This window comes from Microcoleus sp. ARI1-B5, from assembly GCF_036705795.1.
Lineage (GTDB): Bacteria > Cyanobacteriota > Cyanobacteriia > Cyanobacteriales > Microcoleaceae > Microcoleus.
Genome location: NZ_JAUBVK010000015.1, coordinates 54,743 through 75,623, shown reverse-complemented (window position 1 = coordinate 75,623; position 20,881 = coordinate 54,743). Strand labels below are relative to the sequence as shown.

The 20,881-nt window shown below is 48.7% G+C and carries 17 protein-coding genes; 7 read left to right on the top strand and 10 right to left on the bottom strand.

Annotated elements, in window-relative coordinates:
- Positions 1-258: 258 nt before the first annotated feature.
- Complete coding sequence (locus QUB63_RS21040; protein ID WP_332947250.1) at positions 259-708, bottom strand: DUF4168 domain-containing protein; 450 nt, start codon at positions 706-708, stop codon at positions 259-261.
- Positions 709-1,619: 911 nt separating this feature from the next.
- Here QUB63_RS21040 and QUB63_RS21035 point away from each other — a divergent pair.
- Complete coding sequence (locus QUB63_RS21035; protein WP_332947249.1) at positions 1,620-2,045, top strand: DoxX family protein; 426 nt, start codon at positions 1,620-1,622, stop codon at positions 2,043-2,045.
- The gene (locus QUB63_RS21030) at positions 2,042-2,539 is read left to right on the top strand and encodes a DUF4385 domain-containing protein (RefSeq protein ID WP_332947248.1); all 498 of its coding nucleotides are present in this window, start codon (positions 2,042-2,044) and stop codon (positions 2,537-2,539) included. The genes QUB63_RS21035 and QUB63_RS21030 overlap by 4 nt, the downstream gene beginning before the upstream one ends.
- A gap of 557 nt (positions 2,540-3,096) precedes the next feature.
- Here the strand turns inward: QUB63_RS21030 and QUB63_RS21025 are convergent.
- From QUB63_RS21025 to QUB63_RS21010, 4 genes are all read right to left on the bottom strand, one after another.
- The gene (locus QUB63_RS21025; protein WP_332947247.1) at positions 3,097-3,564 is read right to left on the bottom strand and encodes a regulatory protein RecX; all 468 of its coding nucleotides are present in this window, start codon (positions 3,562-3,564) and stop codon (positions 3,097-3,099) included.
- A gap of 89 nt (positions 3,565-3,653) precedes the next feature.
- Positions 3,654-4,061, bottom strand: a complete 408-nt coding sequence (locus QUB63_RS21020; protein WP_332947246.1) for an AbrB family transcriptional regulator — start codon at positions 4,059-4,061, stop codon at positions 3,654-3,656.
- A gap of 335 nt (positions 4,062-4,396) precedes the next feature.
- The gene (locus tag QUB63_RS21015; RefSeq protein ID WP_332947245.1) at positions 4,397-4,588 is read right to left on the bottom strand and encodes a hypothetical protein; all 192 of its coding nucleotides are present in this window, start codon (positions 4,586-4,588) and stop codon (positions 4,397-4,399) included.
- A gap of 270 nt (positions 4,589-4,858) precedes the next feature.
- Positions 4,859-5,083 carry a hypothetical protein gene (locus QUB63_RS21010; protein WP_332947244.1) on the bottom strand — a complete coding sequence of 75 codons (225 nt, stop codon included), beginning with the start codon at positions 5,081-5,083 and terminating at the stop codon, positions 4,859-4,861.
- Between the two features lie 468 nt (positions 5,084-5,551).
- Between QUB63_RS21010 and QUB63_RS21005 the strand changes: the two genes are divergently transcribed.
- Positions 5,552-5,812, top strand: coding sequence for a hypothetical protein (locus tag QUB63_RS21005; protein ID WP_332947243.1), 261 nt, complete (start codon positions 5,552-5,554; stop codon positions 5,810-5,812).
- Here QUB63_RS21005 and QUB63_RS21000 read toward each other — a convergent pair.
- Complete coding sequence (locus tag QUB63_RS21000) at positions 5,809-7,473, bottom strand: CHAT domain-containing protein (protein WP_332947242.1); 1,665 nt, start codon at positions 7,471-7,473, stop codon at positions 5,809-5,811. The two genes, QUB63_RS21005 and QUB63_RS21000, sit on opposite strands and share 4 nt — an antisense overlap.
- 4 nt (positions 7,474-7,477) lie before the next feature.
- Positions 7,478-7,732 (bottom strand): hypothetical protein, encoded by a 255-nt coding sequence (locus tag QUB63_RS20995; protein ID WP_332947241.1) that lies wholly within the window; start codon positions 7,730-7,732, stop codon positions 7,478-7,480.
- 1,526 nt (positions 7,733-9,258) lie between these two features.
- Between QUB63_RS20995 and QUB63_RS20990 the strand changes: the two genes are divergently transcribed.
- The 3 genes from QUB63_RS20990 (at position 9,259) to QUB63_RS20980 (ending at position 16,304) form a co-directional block, all read left to right on the top strand.
- A complete protein-coding gene (locus QUB63_RS20990; RefSeq protein WP_332947240.1) occupies positions 9,259-15,468 on the top strand; it encodes a cadherin-like domain-containing protein in 6,210 nt (2,069 codons plus the stop codon).
- Between the two features lie 122 nt (positions 15,469-15,590).
- The gene (locus QUB63_RS20985; RefSeq protein WP_332947239.1) at positions 15,591-15,719 is read left to right on the top strand and encodes a hypothetical protein; all 129 of its coding nucleotides are present in this window, start codon (positions 15,591-15,593) and stop codon (positions 15,717-15,719) included.
- Between the two features lie 30 nt (positions 15,720-15,749).
- Positions 15,750-16,304 carry a Uma2 family endonuclease gene (locus tag QUB63_RS20980; protein WP_332947238.1) on the top strand — a complete coding sequence of 185 codons (555 nt, stop codon included), beginning with the start codon at positions 15,750-15,752 and terminating at the stop codon, positions 16,302-16,304.
- 312 nt (positions 16,305-16,616) lie between these two features.
- On the opposite strand, the gene phnE is transcribed toward QUB63_RS20980, so the two are convergent.
- The 3 genes from phnE to QUB63_RS20965 form a co-directional block, all read right to left on the bottom strand.
- Positions 16,617-17,411: a phosphonate ABC transporter, permease protein PhnE gene (phnE, locus tag QUB63_RS20975; protein WP_332947237.1), complete on the bottom strand. Its 795-nt coding sequence runs from the start codon at positions 17,409-17,411 to the stop codon at positions 16,617-16,619.
- A gap of 78 nt (positions 17,412-17,489) precedes the next feature.
- Complete coding sequence (locus tag QUB63_RS20970) at positions 17,490-18,230, bottom strand: phosphonate ABC transporter ATP-binding protein (RefSeq protein WP_332947236.1); 741 nt, start codon at positions 18,228-18,230, stop codon at positions 17,490-17,492.
- 318 nt (positions 18,231-18,548) lie between these two features.
- Positions 18,549-19,544, bottom strand: a complete 996-nt coding sequence (locus QUB63_RS20965; protein WP_332947235.1) for a phosphate/phosphite/phosphonate ABC transporter substrate-binding protein — start codon at positions 19,542-19,544, stop codon at positions 18,549-18,551.
- Between the two features lie 194 nt (positions 19,545-19,738).
- Between QUB63_RS20965 and QUB63_RS20960 the strand changes: the two genes are divergently transcribed.
- Positions 19,739-20,719, top strand: coding sequence for a threo-3-hydroxy-L-aspartate ammonia-lyase (locus QUB63_RS20960; protein WP_332947234.1), 981 nt, complete (start codon positions 19,739-19,741; stop codon positions 20,717-20,719).
- Positions 20,720-20,881: the final 162 nt, after the last annotated feature.

Genomic DNA, 20,881 nt, shown 5'->3' with positions numbered 1-20,881 from the left:
TATTATGGTCGTCCGAGCGGACACGATATCACATCTAGTTTTTCAGGAATATCTTTTTTATCTCTAATTGCGATTTACAGCCAGTTGCAAAATAATCATCTCTCTGAACCGCTCCCGTTCTTGTTTTACTACCAAATTTTGGTCATTTTGTCAAGCACTTTTTTACAGACGAGCGCCCTTTTTTCAAATATTTTCGCATACCGTCTAGTAACTCGAACCATAGAACGGGAGAGGAAGAAAGACTCAAACCCATCGATTTTATTGATTGCCCACTTGTTGCAGCCGCAGCAGCTCGGCTTGAATTCGCTGTTTGACTGCCGGATTCGCTTGCTGGAGCAAAGTGAGTTGGTTGAAGCGGCTCACTGTCAAGCCATTGCTTTCGATAATTTTTTTAGCTTGGTCGCAGTAATTCACCGCCACGCCGCGAAGGTTGCCAGAAAGCCTGTTAATTTCCTGAGTCTCGTTGCACACTACTCTGGGAACCGATCCTCCTGCCATTCCTTTAATTTCCTTATAAGCTTCTACCCGTCTGGGTTCTATTGCCAAGACAGCGCGAGCGTAGTTAGTAATTTCGGTGTTGCTAATTTCTTGAGCTTGGGCGGCCGCTCCGAAAACGAGGCTTGGGGATTGTCCGTACAAGCCCGGGGCCCATCCGAAGGCCAAAGCTGCTCCAGAAAGAATGCCCGCGAACACTGATTGTCGCAGCATCCGGTTTAATCTAAATTTAGGGGTGTTGACTGAGGTGTTCATGGTCGTCGGTGATTGCTTGCGTGTTGATAAAAATGACACAGCCCCCAGAGGCTCAATCTTTTTGAATAATGTGGCGGCTAAAAAGTTCCTGCCTAAAAGTCACAATTTTTAATTCAAGCACGATGATTTGCTAGTTGCTACGGCGATCGACTTTTTAGCAAATTCGATAATTATATCCACTCTAGCATCTTTCGGAAGTTGAGATCGCACAAAATTTTCACGGTAATTTTCATTGCAGAGCGTTCCCCAATTGCCTCTACCAAATAATTCTCAAAGCTCAAATATTAAATAATTCTAAAAGTCCTTGACAAATTCCTCGCATTAATTCTGGGAATCAAGGTGCGATCGCCTTTCATTCAGTTGACAGTTGACAGTTAACAGTTGACAGTTAAGAGCGACCTCTTCCTTTTAGGTCAAGTGCTATCACAGGTCACAGGTCACAGGTCAACTGAAATCGATCGTTTAATGTTAAGCGGAGGCTCCCACGCGATCGACTGCATTCGGGCCCCCTTTGCCTGCTGAGTGCGCCCGAACCAACGCCAGTTTTACTACCCGAAGACAGAGGCAGCATTCGCGAACTAGACATTAAAATCGTCCTATCAAAACACCCGCTATCTGTTTTCGGCAATCACCCGCAGGCCTTCGATTCGAGCCCCCGCTTCCTCAAGTTTCGGGCTGGGAAAACTTGTCTCCGACTTACCCAGAAACCCAGTTTTTCTACGAAATATCGTTACAGCTACCAGCCAGACTAGAAAAACCCGGAACCCTGGAATTTTTGTGCCTAAGTTGTCTTGTCATATCGATCGCAGATAGCGAAATTTGGCAAGCGTTTTCGCAGCAAGTTAACAATTATTAATTACCGATTGCCCATGAAAGCTCAAAAAGAAATTTGGCGCGTTATCCTCGCAGTAGCTCTGAGTATTGTAGGCGTGCTGCACTTTGCAGTACCCGCACCCTTTGTCAGAATCGTGCCGCCCCAGCTTCCTTACCCGGAAGCATTGGTTTATATCAGCGGTTTTTTCGAGATTTTGGGGGGAATTGGGCTGTTAATTCCGGCCGTCAGCAGGGCGGCCGCGTGGGGATTAATTGCCTTGTTTATTGCCGTGTTTCCAGCTAATATCAATCAAGCCGTCAACAACATTCCCATAGAAGGGATTCCCCACAACCAATTACTGTATTGGTTCAGGCTGCCTTTTCAAGCAGTCTTCATTGCTTGGGCCTGGGTTTATACCCAACCAGACGAAGGTAAACCGCGGGCTTCTATAGTTCCAGATAGAACAGAAAACGCTCAATGAAGCAGTTCGACTACTCTTTGGATTTTAAGAACCTCGACTTTCGACAGCACCCGGAACTTTATCGGGTGGGGAAAGGAGAACAGGGAGTGCTGTTGGTGGAGCCCTACAAAGCAGAAATTCTGCCTTTCTGGAGATTTAAGACTCCTGAAATTGCCCGGGAGTCCAGCAGCAAAATTTACTCATTGTTTTTAGAGTATCTCGATGCCGATGATTTTGTGGGAGCCGACATGGCGCGCAAGTTCTTGCAGATGGGGTATACTCGATCGCGCCGCTACGCCAACCACAAAAGCGGCCGAAAATACCAGCAGAACCCTCAGAAGCTGGAGTCTGTTGCAGAGCAAGCCGCAGCTCGAAAAGATATTTTACCGCTAGAAGCAGATCCGGTGAAAGCAGAATCCGCCGCGATTTTTCAAGAAAAATGGATGCTGGCCAAAACCAACGAGAAATATCTCCACCTTTTAGCCAGACACCGGCAGATGTACGAATCTTCTTGAGGTAAGTCTGAGGATTGATATACACTTACAAAAATTCAGAGCTCGCAATTTATACCATTTTCCCAAAATCATGGAACTTTAGGGAAGCTCTAAACCCATATCCAGTCAATCGATTTTAGATTTTAGATTTTAGATTTTAGATTTCGGCGTGATATCGTGTCCCCTCGATTAACCCCAATCAGATTAGTTCGTAGTGCGCCCGAAAGTCCGCTCTCCGGCTGCGGACGCTCAGGGGGCACAGATCAGTTTTTGTTATGGTAATCGATCGCACGCGATCTGAGACGTTCGGCGAGGGCGAGCGCGTTGTCCGGCTCGCCGAAGTGTCAAACGATTTTAGATTTACTCGCCTTGATTAATCTGGGAGCTTAAACAAAAGTCTAAAATTTTCGGCTCTACCCTCAGGAATGTCCTTCGCAACTATCCGTTTTTGCGCCGGCTCAATCATTCCCAATCTCAAATCTCAAATCTCAACTCTAAAATGGTATTAGCCCCCAGGGCAGCAGTGAAATTGTGCTTGCCTATCTGGGGGCCACACCGAGCAAGGGCGGCCCGACAATTTACTCGTCCTCTTCTTCTGTTTGCCACTGGCGCCACATTTCAAAGCCATTAAAGCCCCTGTATTGCAGGTAATTCAAGACTTTGCTTTTGGTTTTGGGATCTACTTTACTCCAAGCATCGATCTTGTATTTCCGCATGACTTTGGCTTTTAATTCTGCCAGTTTTTCGGCTTCCGAGTCCTGATTTTCGGCAAATTCTTCTTCCCAGACTTGCTCGAACAAATCGCTAGTAATTCCTTTTTGCAGGCACTTGCGCTTAATGGCCGATTTCCCGTATTTGCCCGCAGCAGAGGCGATCGAGTTTGCCACCAAGCGAGTGTCAGACTGATAGCCCCGGTCTTGAATTTGCGCGATCGCCTCCAATATTTCCTCATTGCCAAAACCTTTCTCTTGCCCCTTTTTGCGAAGTTCAGAGGCACTGTAGTCTTTGCGGGACAAGAGAAAATAGAAATAGTCAAGACAGCTCATCAGTTAAATTGAAGGGTGGCGCGCAAATACTCGTGTAGCGAATGCCAAATCCAGTCGCCTTGCTATCGGCCGACTGCATCGATCTGCCTCTATTCTTCTGTATCCTCCTCGTCTTCCTCTTCCACATCCGGTCTGTCCACATCGATCTGAATCAAGCGAATGTGCTTGTATCCGAGTTTAATTTCAAACTCGTCACCCGGCTTTAATCCCATTTCTTGGGTATAATTTGCCCCGATCACGATCGAGCCATTCTTGTGAACGCTAGCTCGATAACTCGCTTCTCGCCCGCGTCCGTCTGCTTTCGACTTCTCTAGCTCAATGCCCTTAGCAGCTAACACTGCATCGTAAAACTCAGCCAAGTTAATCCGCGTTTCTCCACTCTTGCTGACTGTGAAGTAGCCGCAAAGCTTTGCGAGTTCTCTGCGCGGCAAATCGCTGCCTTTGATTTTTTGAAGCAGACCTTTTCCTGTTAAGGGTGCTGTAGCTGTTTCTGCCATTGACCTTACCTCGGTTATTGGAGTTTACTTATATCAATTACAACACATTAGATTAACTTTGTTTCACTGTCAATACTAAGAATTCGGAATATAAGATTCTGGAGAAATTTCTGCGGCCTCAAAACCGGGGGTGCAAGTAAGGAGGCTCGAAGGGCGATCAATTTGCTGCTCGCCCTTGATGCTAGCGCAAGCCTCAAGGGCGCGATCGCGCCCTTAATTATTGTCGCAAATTAAATGCTTTACTTTTTTACAGTAAAGTCTGTTCCCAACATTCACCAATTCCCGATCCTGTCTGCGGTCAAGCTAAAAAGCAAGTCAGCCATGAATGAAAATACCTAGAGCGCGGCTTCTGTCAAATCTGCCACCAGCCCTGTTACCGACGCGGGGTTAACTTTTACCTCAATTCGGCGAGGCAGCACTTGTTCTCGATGCCGCAGCCAGCTACTTGCAAACCCTGTTTTTCGGGCGGCCAATCCCCTCAAAACGCCAAATACCGAAGAGCAATCTTCTATTAAGGTGTTCGGCATATATAGCGCATCCGCCCATCAGAGTTAGGACGTTCTTAATGGCCCTTTCCCCATGGAGTCGATTGCGACTTCCTTGTTCTGACTTCCATTTCTCCAATTCCTTCTGCTATAACTTGCACAGAATGCAGTCCGGGTTCGGCAATCCGGTTAAAAATTAAGGAAATTTCACCTGTTCGTTGAACGGTTTTTAGCTTAAACCCGACTCAATGGGCCCCGCGGCAGAAACATCGCGCAGCCACATTGAGGGGAATAAGCTGCGGCGCCTCTAGATTATCTGTTATGTTCGACCGTCAGATGGTCGGAGGGGGATTCCAGTCGGCAATAGGGAATTGAAATATACAATTTAAATGCCGAGCGAGCGATTTGTTTCGATCGCGCGCGATCGCGCCAAAGCCACTGTTGGCGCTTCGGCGCTTTCTCAGTAGAGTGCTCCGGGGCGATCGGGAAAATCTTCCTCGGACGGCCCAAAGCCAGAGAATTTGACGTTCTTTCCACAGGGCAATTGAAAAAGACCGAGTTAAATGCAGTACAGCTTAAATGTTTGATGGACTACAAATTAGCAGCCGTTCCCCGCAGGGAGTGTTGGTGGAAATGTACTGGGTTTCCACTCGTTGCCTGGAAGCTGCCCGACTCTGAAAATTTATGGGCAAGCTGTAGGGACAGGTCAAACTCACAGCCGCTTCCACCATCAGTAATTGTGAAATATATAGCCGAGTCTCAGACAGATGAGGTGTGTCCGCTAATGGGTAATGGGTAATGGGTAATGGGTAATCGATCGAGGCTAGATGCGCGATCGGGTTTTTGGAGGTGCAGGCGCTCGGTAGTGCCCAAATCCTGACATTCGCAGAATCTGGCATACCTCATGGAGCGCGAGAACCGCTATAGCAACTGCCGATCGATCGGGGTTAAGACGTTCTTAATTCTTACAACTCTGGCTTTGATTATCTTGTCGCACATGACGAATTGTCGATCGAGCAGTTTGGCACGTACTCTCTCGACGCGAAACCCCGTTGCTTTTTAGATACGCAAATTCCCCAGCTTCTGATTTTGGGTAGAAACCGAGTTGATGAGTGTAAGTTTCCTCACCCCGATCGAGCAGCAGACTTTCGATCGCGCCAGATGAGCTTTCATCCGATCGCGAATTGCCAGCGACAACCGCAGTTAGTTTGGAGCAGCAGCCAGCGGGCCCAAACTCAGCTCCGGCGATCGGATGAAAGCTGTTAGTGGCGTTGTTGCAAGTAATTTTGCGACAGGGGAGTCCGTACCGCCGGCAGTAACTCTTCCGGTTTCGTGCCTCGGTGATTCCAGTGCCGCCACCCAAAAAAGCCAGCACTCAAAGCAACGGGCAACAAGCAAAGCGTCACTACCAGACATTTTTTCAATCCCGATTGTGTTAACGATTTCTGAGTCGGTGCAGTGGCGCGAGTTGCTTGGATCGCCGAAGACTCAGAATTAGGAATAGAGTTCGATGAATTAGCAGCATTCGGCCGATCGAGAGGGTTCACCCCATCCCTGCGATCTTTTAATTGGTCGGGAAAATACCAGACTTCGCCGTCATCACTGTCTGACTCATGGGGTTGATTGGCTGGGATTGGCGGGTATTGGGCGATCGCCCTGAGCGAAGACGGCGCCTTCCATTCTGTACCAGAGCCCGCCGGCGGCGTTCCCGGCGCGATTAAATTTTGCACCAGAGAGCCGGATGGCCCGCTTTGAGCTGGGGCGCCGGTCAGATAGCCGTCAAAGTCCGGGTGCTGGTAGAGAATTGGCAAAGCCCAGTATAACTGGTGAGAACCGTAGGCAGAAATTAGTCCCGCCCTGGCCCGACTCAGGCTGAGATCGACTGGATAGCCTTGATTGAGGTTGCGGTAAAACAGCCGCGTCAGAGTTAGGGCTACATCGTCGGGGATGCTTTCTGCCATTGCTAGCACTGCCGGAATGCCCCGCTTGACTAGAGCTTCGGTTAAGTTGCGTTCCGGGCTGTCGTCCGCCATGTCTGAGGGGTCGCCGTAGGCGCCGCGGCACGAGTTGAACACGGCCATCTGAATGCCGTTGTTGACGAGCAATCCGGCTAAGTCGTCGCCGCTCAAGGTTTCGGTTAAGCCGGTGCGGCTGCTGACTAGGTAGAGCTCGCCGCCTCTGGAACCTAAGTTGCTGTGGCCGGAGTAGTGCAGGACTTGGTAGTGTCCTTGTTCTAGGGCTTGGGTAAGCTGTTCTCGATCGGGCTGTTCGAGAACAGTCAGTTGAATTTCCGGGGAATGGGGGCTGTTTTTGAGGGGGTTAGCGCTGCGGTTTTGCAGTTCTTGTTGCAGGTGGAGCACTTCTCGCTTGAGCTGCAAGCTGTCTCGATCGCTCGGAGAGGCGATCGCCACTAAAATTTTGATCGGCCCCCCGCTGGGCACTATCCGGGTTTGTTTGAACAAACTTGTACCTGGTTGGTAGCGGGAAAACACGACATCGGTGCCGGTTGCCAAAGGGCGATCGCCCGCGTGCAGAACTTCCCACGGCAGCCGCGGCAAGTGCCTGCCTTTGAGTCCGAGCCGCAGTTGCAGCACTTCTCGGCGGTGCTGGGCGATGCCTTGAGCGCAAGTCCAGCTATCGCGCAAATTTCCTTGAAACAGCCCGCTGTATAATTGTTGCCCTAGGGCTACTAAATTCGGCGCTGAGTTTTTTGTCGATCGCGAGAGTCCGCGACCGCCAGCACCGGTTCCCTGGAACACGCCCACCAAGGGGTCGTTCATCAGTTGAGCAGACAGTGCAAGCCATTGGTCGATCGGCCAGCGGACTTGTTGTTCTGCTAAGGGTACACCGGGTGCAACCTTTTCTGTCCGCACTAGATATTCGTCGTCCCCTACTGGGGTGACTGAGAGTTGAAATTCCTGGCTCACGGATTTAGCGCCCTCCCGCCTTAATTCTGAATTTGCCTGCGTTTTTGCGGCTAGCAATAGCGATCGGCAAAATAATTTTTACTCTTTCAATCAAAGTTTCTGAATGCGCTTCCCCCGATCGGGCGAGCGCCGGGCTCAAATATATTTGTTCAAACACTTTGAGGGTATAAAAGTTGTACTTTAATAACAGTTTATTAGTTTTGATTGCCCTATGGCTCGGTGAAAGCCGAATTTTCTCCAATCTTGCTATCTTTAACATTTTGCACCTCTACCGCAGACCCCTTAACATTCGTCGGGAACTCGAGTTTGTCATTGCTGAGTAAAGTTAAATAGGAGGCACTTTACCAGGCGGATCTCTAGTTCTTATTAAAATTACTTCGGCTCTCGCCAACCACTTTCAGGGCAATATCGGAGGCAAAGTTGAGTAAAATTTTGGGGGCGGCGATCCGTCGATCTGTCCTAACCGCTTATCCTCTACCACCAACCCCCCATCTAAAATCTTGATTTTGTGTCAATTAATTAATTGGTCAGCGGGGGAGTCCTCATCCGTAAGCCATCCCCCCTCATCCGCCAGCCCTCAGCGGCGATCGTAATCGATAGAGCCACCACCGATAATTGCCGATCGAGCATTGCTAATTTACCGCTTTCCCTGTTATTGGGATTTTTTTATTTAACTGTCTTAATTTAGTTAAAATTCATCCGAAAAATTTAATTCAACTCTCCAATAATTTTCCACAATACAACTGCTATCAAATATTCGGGTTCTCTCAAGCAACAAGCATTTTTATCATCGAGAGGACTAAGCCTCATCCAGCCTCTTTTTCGGACAAATATTGGCGAAAGGCAACTATAAACATACATATAAACCGGGTTTCTGTGGCCAAGAGTGCGTCATTCCCGCTCAAAATGCCGAGCGACGATCTTGCAACTTTAACCAAAAATAATGCCTGTTTCAAAAAATCATGCAACTGTAGGCAAGCTTCAAAGCCCTACAAAATCGGTCATCCCTAATCTAAAGTCTAAAATAGAAAATCTAACAGGGCATAACTCCTGCTTTTATTCCTGTGCGTTTCATAATTTTACAATCTGTCTTGAGATAGATAAGTTTTTGGATAGTAGGTAGTATTCAGCTAAAAAAAAATATTTTCTCAGTTCGATGGCGGGATCTAATCGAGAGAAACTTGTGCGACAGAAAATGAAAACAAATATTTGCCTGGGCGATCTATCTAAATTTTTTATTAATCATCGGGAACTAAAATTAGGAGCGTGCAGTCACTTGCAAAAGAGATTCAAATCCTAAGTCAGGGAAGGATTTGTCAGAGCCCGGAGTGTTACAAAAAGTTAAGGCGACCAGGCTCGATCGCAGTCCAAGCAAGGGTAAAATTTGGGAATAAAGGTTTTGGGTAGTTATGTGGGAGTTGTGAGTTGCGAGTTTAAATTCTGCTAATTCACTGTAGAAATTACGTAGAAAATCTACAATGAGGCGCTCTTCGGCGCAGCTTACTGTAGAAATTACGGAGAACATCAAAAGCGAGCCGCGCTTCGGCGCAGCAATTACGGTGTAAGTGGCAGCTCAATTATTTTGGGTGCGCCACTGCAGAAGAGAAAACTCGCAACGGATCGAAATAACCCCTTGCAGTTTAAAGAGCATCTATAACAGAAAGGTGGGGAAACCAGCCGCTCTAAAAGGCGAAAGTATGAAGTGATAATTTTCGGCTTCTGCTGCCTCCTCCTTGCTGATAAACTGATTCTAAGAAGCTGAGTCCTTTTTTGGAAATATCAAAGATGACCGAAGAAATATTGTTAGGAAATGTATCGGGAACACTTTTTCCCGATCGCGATGAAACGGAAATTTCTGACCTGACAAAAACCAGTTTGTTTGCACCGATCGCCCAGGATGACAGCCCAAAACTCGTCTTTTCCGCCAGCGAACTCGATCGACTCGCGGATTTCCGCAACGCCAGCGCTATAAATTCCGACGGCGGGTTAGTCAAGTTAGTTGACGATGCGATCGCAGAAAACAGCGGCAGCAGCGATAAGGGCAAAGTTCCGAATCCGTCTGACGGCACATCCGAAACAGGTGCTGAGGATAAGAGCAACATTCGTGAATTTAACGGCGTACCCGAAGAAGGTGGGGGCGACAAAAAAGACAAAGACAAAAAAAATGACAGCGGCAGCGATCCGCAGACGCTCGAAGGTACCGATGACGATGACTTAATTGTCGCCACCGGCGCTAACCAGTCGCTCTACGGCAAAAAAGGCGATGACAAAATCAAAGGAAAGCGCGACAAAAAAAATAAAATCTACGGAGGTAAAGGCAAGGACGATTGTGAGGGCGGCGATGATGACGACGAAATAAAGGGCGATCGCGGCGACGACAAATGCGACGGGGGTGGCGGCAACGACACTCTTTATGGCGGCAAAGACAACGACACTCTTTCTGGCGGCAGCGGCAACGATACCTGCCAAGGCGATGACGGCAATGACTGGGTGCACGGCAACGACGGCAAGGATGACGTTGACGGCGGCAGCGGCAGCGATACCGTCTACGGCGGCAAAGGCGACGACACCTGCAAGGGTGGCGAAGGCAACGATACGGTCAGGGGCGATCGGGGCAACGACAACGTTAGTGGTGGCGAAGGCAACGACACCGTTAACGGCGGCAAAGATAACGATACCGTCATCGGCGGTGCTGGCAGTGACGGTTGCAGCGGCGACGACGGCGACGACACCGTTATGGGCGGCAGCGGCGACGACACCACAACAGGCGGTGCCGGCAACGACAACGTTAGCGGCGACGAGGGCGACGACAGCGTTGTCGGCGGTGAGGGCAAAGATACCTTGATCGGCGGATCGGGCAACGACGCTTGCAGCGGCGACGAAGGCGACGACAGCGTTGTCGGTGGCGCCGGTGACGACACCGTGATGGGCGGTACTGGCAACGATACCCTCGTTACTGGCGACGGCAATGACATGGGAGACGGCGGCGACGGCGACGACAGCGTTGTCGGCGGCGGATCTGGCGACGATACCCTGATGGGCGGTACTGGCAACGATACGCTGATGGGCGGTACTGGCAACCATACCTGTACCGGCGGTGCTGGAAATGACGTTTTTGTCATGGATATGGGTAACAATACCACTCCCGGAAGTTCCGTCATCACTGACTACGCAGACGGCTTAGACAAGTTTGTGCTGTCTGGCAGCTTGAACTTTAGCAGCTTGTTGTTTGTACAAGTCGGCAGCAATACCGAAATTCGGCTCAGCAGCAATCAGTTGGTGCTGGCGCTATTGTTGAATGTTAGCGCCACGATTCTCAATGCTGGCGACTTTTTGGGAGTTAATGGTAGCTCTCCAAGTCCAACTCCAAGTCCAACTCCAACTCCAACTCCAACCCCAACTCGAATAGTTAATACCCCTCCGCGATCGCAAGCTAATAAGACCCTCACTGTCGGTTCCGACGGCAACCCGCAAACTATTACGGGTGACTTGTTGAAGTTTGTCGATAACGAGCAAGGTGCTAGCGACACAGTGTTTAAGTTAACGGAACTGCCTGATGCTAAAACCGGGAAACTATTCTTTAAGGGAGCAGAGGTAACACAAGCCGGTTTGACCTTCACTCAAGCAGACATTAGCCTCGGTTTGTTAACTTTCAAAGCGGCAATAGGTTTTACCGGTGCGGCTAGTTTTGGTTTTGAAGTTGGCGACGGCAAAAACATTGTCACGAGCCAGCGTTTTAGCTTCAATGTCGAGCAAAATATCTTTAATTTTGCTGGCAATACAGCTCCTCAAGTTATTGTCGGTTCCGCGACGCTCGATAACGACATCCAAGGCGGCGACGGTAACGATGACATTAAAGGCGGTAACAAGACCAACAAAATTAAAGCAAACAAAGGCAACGACAAAATTCAAGGCGGCGATGGCGATAACGATATCGACGCCGGCGATGGCGATGACACTATCATCGGCGGCAAAGGCACAAACAAAATTAAAGGAGGTAATGGCAAAAACAAAATTCAAGGCGGTGATGGCGATAATGATATCGAAGGTGGCGATGACGCTGACGATATCGTAGGTGGTAAAGGCAAAAACAAAATCATCACTGGCAAAGGCAACGACACAATTAAAGGCGGCGACGGCGAGAATGATATCGACGGCGGCGAAGACGATGACAATATCATCGGTGGTAAGCTCAAAGACAAATTAACCGGCGGTATTGGCAATGACACATTAGCCGGAGATGACGGCGATGACTCGCTCGACGGCGGCGAAGGAACCAATACTCTAAGTGGGGGTGCTGGCAAGAATCGCTTTATTTACCGCGTTTCCCGCGAAAAGATTAAAACAGTTGCAGAAGCTGACTTAATTACTGACTTTAAGGATGACGATTTGTTAGAGTTGTCGGCCGCAGCTTTTGGTAATCTCAGCGCTGCCAGCTTGACTCGAGTGGCGATTAGTGCTACTTCTGCTTTTGGGGCGATCGGCAGTGCTAACTTGCTCGACTTCACCGCCGATATCACCGTTACCAGCATCGCCAGTTTGGAAGTGCGGTTTAAAACTTTGGGCGGCAACACCGACGCGCCTGTTTTCTGTCAGTTTACAGATGCCGATACCGGCCGTTCCGTGCTGGTATTTTCTGTTGGGGCGCGCTTTGAAGTTGTCACCAGTTTCTCGCTGAAATTTAGCCTGCAAATCAAGAACTTTGTCTTCAGCGGCCCGCCACTAAATGTTCCTGTCGGTACTTCCGGCCCTGACAATTTAAACTTCGGCACTTATCCAGCCGGAGTTAATTTCAATGCTTTAGGTGGCGATGACAACATTGTCGGCAGCAACTTTAACGATACCATCAACGGCGGTGACGGCAACGATACCATCACCGGCAGCCTCGGTGCCGATGTCCTCAGCGGTGGCACTGGTGCGGATCTCTTTGTTTACAGGACAACTAAAGAAGGCGGCGATAAAATTACCGACTTCAAATCTGGAACAGATAAATTCCAGTTTGTATCGAGCGAATTCGGCAATTTGACAACTACTAACTTTGACGGTGTTAGCGGTTCAACTCCTGACATTACCGGCAAAGAGTTAGTCATTTTCACTGGCGGAACTTATGCCAGTCTCGAAGCGGCTCAAGCTAAGGCTTTGGGCAGTTCAACAACTCCTGGTTTCTTCGCATATAACAATGCTGCGAACGAAACGGTGTTGGTGTTTGACTCGAACGGTACGATCGCAGGTGGTTCGACAATTGTTGCTAATCTGGGTACGGCTGCGGGAACTTTGGGCACAGCAGACTTTGTGTTTACTGGTGCGAGTGCAACTTCTCCGACTGGTACTTCTACAAATTCCGGCAGCATTGTTGATTTAAATGCTCCTGGGAATACGTATCCGAGTGCGAGCAATAATTTCGGTTCAGGTGCTGGCGGTTACAACTTCAGCACTCCCGTCTTATTTACCGGAGATGCGAAGGCTAACAATGTCACTGGTACTCAATTTGCTGACATCTTCAGCGGTGGCAGCGGTGCAGATATTCTGACTGGTGGCAGTGGTGCAGATATCTTTGCTTACAATTCTCCCGGTGAAGGCGGTGATACGATTACTGACTTTACCTTTGGGGTTGACAAATTTAAGTTTGTCAGCGGTGCTTTTGGGAATTTGACTACTACTAACTTTGACGGTGTTAGCGGTTCAACTCCTGACATTACTGGTAAAGAGTTGGTGATTTTCACGGGCGGGAATTACTCGACTGTGGAAGCTGCGCAAGCTAAGGCTTTGGGCAGTTCTACGAGTGCTGGTTTCTTCGCATTTACTAATACTGCGAGCGAAACGGTGTTGGTGTTTGACTCGAACGGTACAGCGGCGGGCGGTTTTACAACTGTTGCTAATTTGGGTACGGCTGCGGGGACTTTGGGCACAGCAGACTTCTTGTTTACTGGTGCGACTGGTTCTGCTCCGGCTGGTACTTCAACCAATTCGGGCAGCATTGTTGATTTAACTGCTAATCCGGGTACTTTCCCGACAACCGGAGTTTACAACTTTGGTTCAGGTGTTGGCGGTTACAACTTTACCACGCCTGTCTTGTTTACCGGAAATTCAACTGTGGCGAATAACGTCACTGGTACTGAGTTTGCTGACATCCTCAACGGTGGTGGCGGTGCAGATACTATCACTGGTGGTGGCGGTGCAGATACTATCACTGGTGGTGGCGGTGCGGATATTCTCACAGGCGGTTCAGGTGCAGATATCTTTGCTTTCAAGGCTCCAGGCGACGGCCCGGATACGATTACTGACTTTACCTTCGGAACTGACAAATTCCAGTTTGTCAGCGGTGCTTTTGGGAATTTGACTACTACTAACTTTGACGGTGTTAGCGGTTCAACTCCTGACATTACTGGTAAAGAGTTGGTGATTTTCACGGGCGGGAATTACTCGACTGTGGAAGCTGCGCAAGCTAAGGCTTTGGGCAGTTCTACGAGTGCTGGTTTCTTCGCATTTACTAATACTGCGAGCGAAACGGTGTTGGTGTTTGACTCGAACGGTACAGCGGCGGGCGGTTTTACAACTGTTGCTAATTTGGGTACGGCTGCGGGGACTTTGGGCACAGCAGACTTCTTGTTTACTGGTGCGACTGGTTCTGCTCCGGCTGGTACTTCAACCAATTCGGGCAGCATTGTTGATTTAATTGCTAATCCGGGTACTTTCCCGACAACTGGAGTTAACAACTTTGGTTCAGGTGTTGGCGGTTACAACTTTACCACGCCTGTCTTGTTTACCGGAAATTCGACCGCGAATAACGTCACTGGTACTGAGTTTGCTGACATCCTCAACGGTGGTGGCGGTGCAGATACTATCACTGGTGGTGGCGGTGCAGATACTATCACTGGTGGTGGCGGTGCGGATATTCTCACAGGCGGTTCAGGTGCAGATATCTTTGCTTTCAAGGCTCCCGGCGACGGCCCGGATACGATTACTGACTTTACCTTCGGAACTGACAAATTCCAGTTTGTCAGTGGTGCTTTTGGGAATTTGACTACTACTAACTTTGACGGTGTTAGCGGTTCAACTCCTGACATTACTGGTAAAGAGTTGGTGATTTTCACGGGCGGGAATTACTCGACTGTGGAAGCTGCGCAAGCTAAGGCTTTGGGCAGTTCTACGAGTGCTGGTTTCTTCGCATTTACTAATACTGCGAGCGAAACGGTGTTGGTGTTTGACTCGAACGGTACAGCGGCGGGCGGTTTTACAACTGTTGCTAATCTGGGTACGGCTGCGGGGACTTTGGGCACAGCAGACTTCTTGTTTACTGGTGCGACTGGTTCTGCTCCGGCTGGTACTTCAACCAATTCGGGCAGCATTGTTGATTTAATTGCTAATCCGGGTACTTTCCCGACAACTGGAGTTAACAACTTTGGTTCAGGTGTTGGCGGTTACAACTTTACCACGCCTGTCTTGTTTACCGGAAATTCGACCGCGAATAACGTTACCGGCACCGAGTTCTCCGATATTTTGAACGGCGGATCGAGTGCTGATATTTTCAACGGTGGCGCTGGTAATGACAGCATCTCCGGCGGCGCTGGTAATGACAGTCTCAATGGTGGTGCTGGTAATGACACTTTAATCGGCGGTTTGGGAACAAATGTTCTCAGCGGCGGGCTGGGTTCTGATGTGTTTGTGTTCACCGGAACTTCTGCTGGTGGCGATATCATTACGGATTACAGCATTGTTGATGATGTAATGAACATTGACAAGAATGCTTTTGCCGGATTGGGCTCGGGTCCTTTGGGTGTGAATTTCTACCGGTACAGCAGCACGGTTGCTACTGTAAGCGCGATCGAGTCATCGTTGACCTCGCCCTCGATTATTGCTCTCTTCGATAGTGCAGCTAATACTACTAAGCTGTATTACGATAGCAACGGTTCTACGGTTGGTGGCAACAGTTTGTTTGCTACTGTCAATGTGAATTTGGGAGTTTCTGGTAATTCTGAATTGTTCTTGTTCTAAACGGCAAGAATTCTAATCTGAATATCCAGGGTATGCACGGGGACACAGCAATGCTGTGTCCCAACAAGATAAGGACGCGGCAATGCTGTGTCCTTATTTTGTGTTAATTGTTAAACAGTTTGGTGGCTCTTTTTTGGGTGGGGAAACGGCGGGAGTGCGGTGTTTTTTTTGGCGGTGTTGTTGATGGTGGATGCGATGGCGCGATCGACTTTTGGGGATTTGTGCGATCGCAGACGGCAAAAACAGTGTAAAATGAGAATAAAATAATAGGAATAATCACCGTGAGCGTCACGACTGTAAAATGGACAGTTGAAGACTACCACCAGATGATTGCCGCCGGTATTCTGGAAGGGCGAAACGTTGAATTAATCGGTGGAGAAATCATCGAAATGAGTCCCGAAGGAGAATCCCATGCTTACTCCAGCGATGAGGGTGGAGAGTACCTGATTTACTTGCTGGGCGCGCGCGCCAAAGTCCGCCAAAATAAGCCAATAACCTTGTCGTCGAGCAACTCCGAACCCCAACCAGATATCGCTGTAGTTCAACGTCTGGGACGAGATTACCGAGAACATCACCCTTATCCAGAAAACGTCTTTTGGCTGATTGAATACTCAAACTCAACTCTCAGTAAAGACTTGGAAATTAAGACCAAAATTTACGCGCAAGCGGGGATTCCTGAGTATTGGGTAATCAATTTGCGAACTATGGAATTGATCGTATTTCGAGATCCTACCAATGACGGCTATCAATTCACACAAACTCTGACACAGGGTAATATCAATCCCCTAGCTTTTCCCGATGTTACAATTGCGATCGATCGACTCTTAGAAAATTAACTCTTCTTTCTTCAACCCACGGAGGTGGGTTTCGTCTGACTTTCTGGCGGTTTCAACCGCCGTCTCAATTACAATATATATCGATCGACTCTTAGAAAATTAACTCTTCTTTCTTCAACCCACGGAGGTGGGTTTCGTCTGACTTTCTGGCGGTTTCAACCGCCGTCTCCATTACAATATATTTTGGGGTTTGTTTACAATAATTCTTGAACGGTGTCGGTGCGTCGCTATGAGATTGTCTGTGTTGATTCAGAGTTTTTTACGGGCGACACACCCTACGGAAGACTGTTAAATGATTTTTAAGAAGTGGTATTACTTCGTTTCCAACCGCTGCCGCCATTTACTGCTAATAACATCGATCGCTGTTACCACCACCAACAAAACCAACATCATTGTAGTAGCCTTATTGTACTCAAAAGAGCGGATGTAATTCACCAACTCAAAACCAATACCGCCGGCGCCCACAACTCCCAACACCGAAGCCGCCCGGATATTGTATTCAAACATCCACAGCGTGTAACCCAGCGCTAGCGGCAACACCTGCGGGAAAATCCCGTATTGCGCCACTTGCAGCCAAGATGCGCCCGCGACTTGTAACGATTCGACCGATCGCGCTTCCACAGACTCGATCGCCTCCTGATAAAATTTAGCAAGATAGCCTATAGTATAAATTCCCAGCGCCAAAGTACCAGCCGGCGCGCCCAAACCTGTCGCCGCGACAAACAGCAACCCCAGCACAATTGAAGGAACCGATCGCACTGCATTTTGCAATAAATTTGCTAGCCATTGCAACCACTTTGGTGCTATATTATGGGAGCTGGCAATCGCAATCGGTACGGAGAGAATTGCGCCGATTGTCGTTCCCCAAAGCGACATTTGAACTGTTTCGATTAAAGCCTTAACTGCTACATCAATAATTTCGAGATTCGGCGGCCACAAGCGGGAAACAAAATCGGTCATGTAAGGCCAACTGCTTACCAAAGTTGCGGCATCAATTTCTAGTCCCCGCAGCGCCCAACCGTAAAGTACAATTAAAATTGCTACGATACTGAGATTTTTGATCCAGCCGTAGTTTTTAGAGGAATTACCTGAGTTGTTTTGGGTCATTTGTGTTTATTTTAAGATGTTTTTTATGAACCGCAGAGGGCGCAGAGGGCACAGAGGAAGAGGGGAGAAGTGAGGGGTTCACGCTTCTACTTTGGGGGGTGTTAGTTTGCTGAATTTGTCGGACAGGTTGTGACATTTGCCATCATAGACTATCTGGCCGGCATCTAGGACGATCGCCCTTTCGGGATAAGTGCTGGCCATTCCCAGGTCGTGCAATACTACAACTACGGTCATTCCTTGTTTTTGGTGCAGTTGGGCGAGGATTTCCATTACTTGTTGGGCGGCGATTACGTCTAATCCGGTGGTGGGCTCGTCTGCGAGTAAAATCTGAGGTGATTGGATTAAGGCGCGGGCGATGGCGACTTTTTGCTGTTGTCCGCCGCTGAGCAGTCCGGTTTTTTGATATGCTAGGTCTTGGAGTCCGAAGTCTGCGAGTAATTCAAAAGCTCGATCGCGCTTTTGCTTCGGAAAACCCCACAGTGTCTCCCAAGTATTCAAACTTCCCAAGCAACCACAAAGCACATTGTCGATCGCCGGTGACTGTTTTACCAACCCGCCACCTTGAAAAATCAAGCCAATATCGCGCCGAATTCGTCTCAGAGTGCGCGGTGTTATGACTGTATCGTTAATCCGAATTTCTCCGGTTTTGACGGGAACTAGCCCGACAAAAGAACGCAAAAGCGTAGATTTTCCTGCACCGTTCAAACCCAGCAGCGCTACAAATTCCCCAGGTTGAATTTTGCAATCAATCCCGTTCAAAATCGGGCGTTTTAGCGATGTTGAATAAGCTGTTTCAATTTTACTGCATTCGATAGTCATAAGAAGAAGGAAGAAGTCATCAGTCATCAGTCATAAGTCATCAGTCATAAGTCATCAGTCATCAGTCATCAGTCATTAGTCAACAGAAAAAATTTTAGCTATCTATATTGATTTTTAATTGGGTGTATTAACTTGGTAAATATTTGTCGATCTACTTTGCCATTAATATAATGTCGGATCGATGGGTTACAATAAAATAGGTTCGCAGCATCGGAATGCGAGTCCTTCTTTTTCTGCGGACTGAAGTCCGATGCTGCGAACCTTGACTTTAGTCCGGCTTTTTCTGCCGACTGAAGTCCGATGCTGCGAACCTTGATTTTACGGTTCGAGTTGGGCGCGCTGCAAAGCTTGGCGCAAGGTTGCTAAATGGCGCGCATGATCGACTTTTACCAATTTTTGGGAATTGTACAAACTGCGGAACAATTGATTGTTTGCAGGTTCGTTCATTTTCATGAAAGCATTAATAAGTCTTTCGCGCATCGGTGCCGGAATGCGATCGTCAATCACAATTCCGTGGGCTGGAACTCCGGGAACTTGTTGCAGCACGCGCAATTTCTTGCCTTCTTCTGCTGTGATCCAAGGCGGGAGCAAAGCGTATTCGGAGACGGCTGCAACTTCGGCTTGACCTCTTAAAACTGATTGCAAAGCGCTGCTGTAACCGTCGCCGTAGGTGACATTTCCGAAGAAAGTTTCCAGTCTATCCGGGCCTGAGACTAATCCTTGACCTACCAATTCGCTAACTGGAAAAATGAATCCCGAACCGGAAGTTCGAGAGGTGAAAGCCATTTTTTTGCCTTTCAATTGTTCGAGGGTTGGCTTTGCTGAACCTTTGGGGCGCAGCGGACTGTCTTGGCGCACTACAAACACTGAATCGTAGGTATTTCCGCCGGAATAATCGCTGCGAACTTCTGCTAAATACATCCGCGCTTTGGCCAATTGTTCTGCTTTTAATGCCGCGCGCCCTGCTACGAATGCCACATCTGCTCTGTCGGCTCTCAAAGCTTCCACAGCGGCGGTTTCGTCGCCGATGACTGCTTCTACGGGCATTCCGATTTCTTTGGAAAGTATTTGCGCTACTTGATTGGCTTTATTTTGCAAGTCTGTAGCATCTCTGCGGTTGGCAAATACGATTCTAATGCGATTTATGGCAGCTTGTGCTCTTAAATCTCGTTGGCGAAGCCCTCGAAGAGGATCGCCCTTTGGTGCTGTTTGCGCGATCGCCAGCGGCCCGATCCCAACTGCATTCGCCGTTAAACCAGCTAGCAGCAACAACCCTGCGCTAGCGCTTGCTAGCGCTTTAAACTTTGCATTCATCAATCGCTCTCCTGCCTAACCGCAACTTTTTGATAACTTATTGCAATAACCTTGAGCCTATCCTACAACGCTTTTAGTAATTAGTTGCAACAGTCAAATGATAATAATTTCCGATATGTCATATCATCAAAAGCGATCGTGCTTTGACTCTATATATGATATAATCCCGCCCAAGCACCCGAGGCAGAAAAAATATGACAGCCAACCTTCCCGATCAAAATGCTTTGCCCGTCTGTTTTGCCGATGTGGAGGCGGCGGCGAAGCGCTTGCAGGGTAAAGCTTTCAAGACGCCGGTGCTGACTTCGCAGACTGTCAACAAACAGACTAATTCTCAAGTATTTTTCAAGTGCGAAAACTTTCAGCGGACGGGTTCGTTTAAATTTCGCGGTGCTTGCAATGCTTTGATGCAGCTATCTGAAGCCGAAAAACAGCGGGGAGTGGTGACTTTTTCTTCGGGAAATCACGCGCAGGCGATCGCCCTTGCCGCACAGTTGCTCGGAATTGGTGCTACTGTGGTAATGCCGGCAGACGCGCCCAAAGTCAAGCAGGAAGCGACTCGCGGCTACGGTGCCCAAATTGTTTTGTACGATCGAACTCGCAATTCCCGCTCCGAGCTCACCGCCAAAATTGCCTATGAGCGACACTTGACAATTATTCCTCCTTATGATGACGCGCGGGTGATCGCGGGACAAGGTACGGCGGCGCTGGAATTGCTCGCAGAAGTTGGGGAGTTGGATTTGCTGCTGGTTTGCTGCGGCGGCGGAGGTTTATTGTCGGGATGCGCGATCGCAGCTAAAACTTTGTCTCCCGAGTGTAAAGTAATAGGAGTAGAACCAGAGCAAGCAGACGATGCAGCGCGATCGTTCCGCACAAAAACGCTGCAAACTGTTAGCAACCCGGATACTATTGCTGACGGCGCGCGCACGCCGTCTTTAGGGAAATTGACTTTTCCTTTGGTGCTGCATTATGTGGACGATATGGCAACAGTTTCGGAAGCAGAGATTGGCAAGACAATGTTTTTTATGTGGGAGCGGATGAAGATAGTTGTCGAGCCGACGGGAGTGTTAGCGGCGGCGGCTTTGCTGTCAGGAGTTGTGAAAGCTGAAAATAAGAGAGTTGGTGTGATTGTCAGCGGGGGAAATGTGGATATTAAAGAGGTCGATCGCTTTTTTTAATGTAGTTAAGTCCGCCAGTTCGCAAGTCCGAAAGTCCGCCAGGGGTTTAAACCCCTGTCTAATAGCAAAAGTCCTCTCAAGAGGACTGAAAAGTCTTCTTTATCTTTAGTCCACTTCAGTGGACTTTAGCTTTGAGACGGGGGTTTAAACCCCCGGCGGACT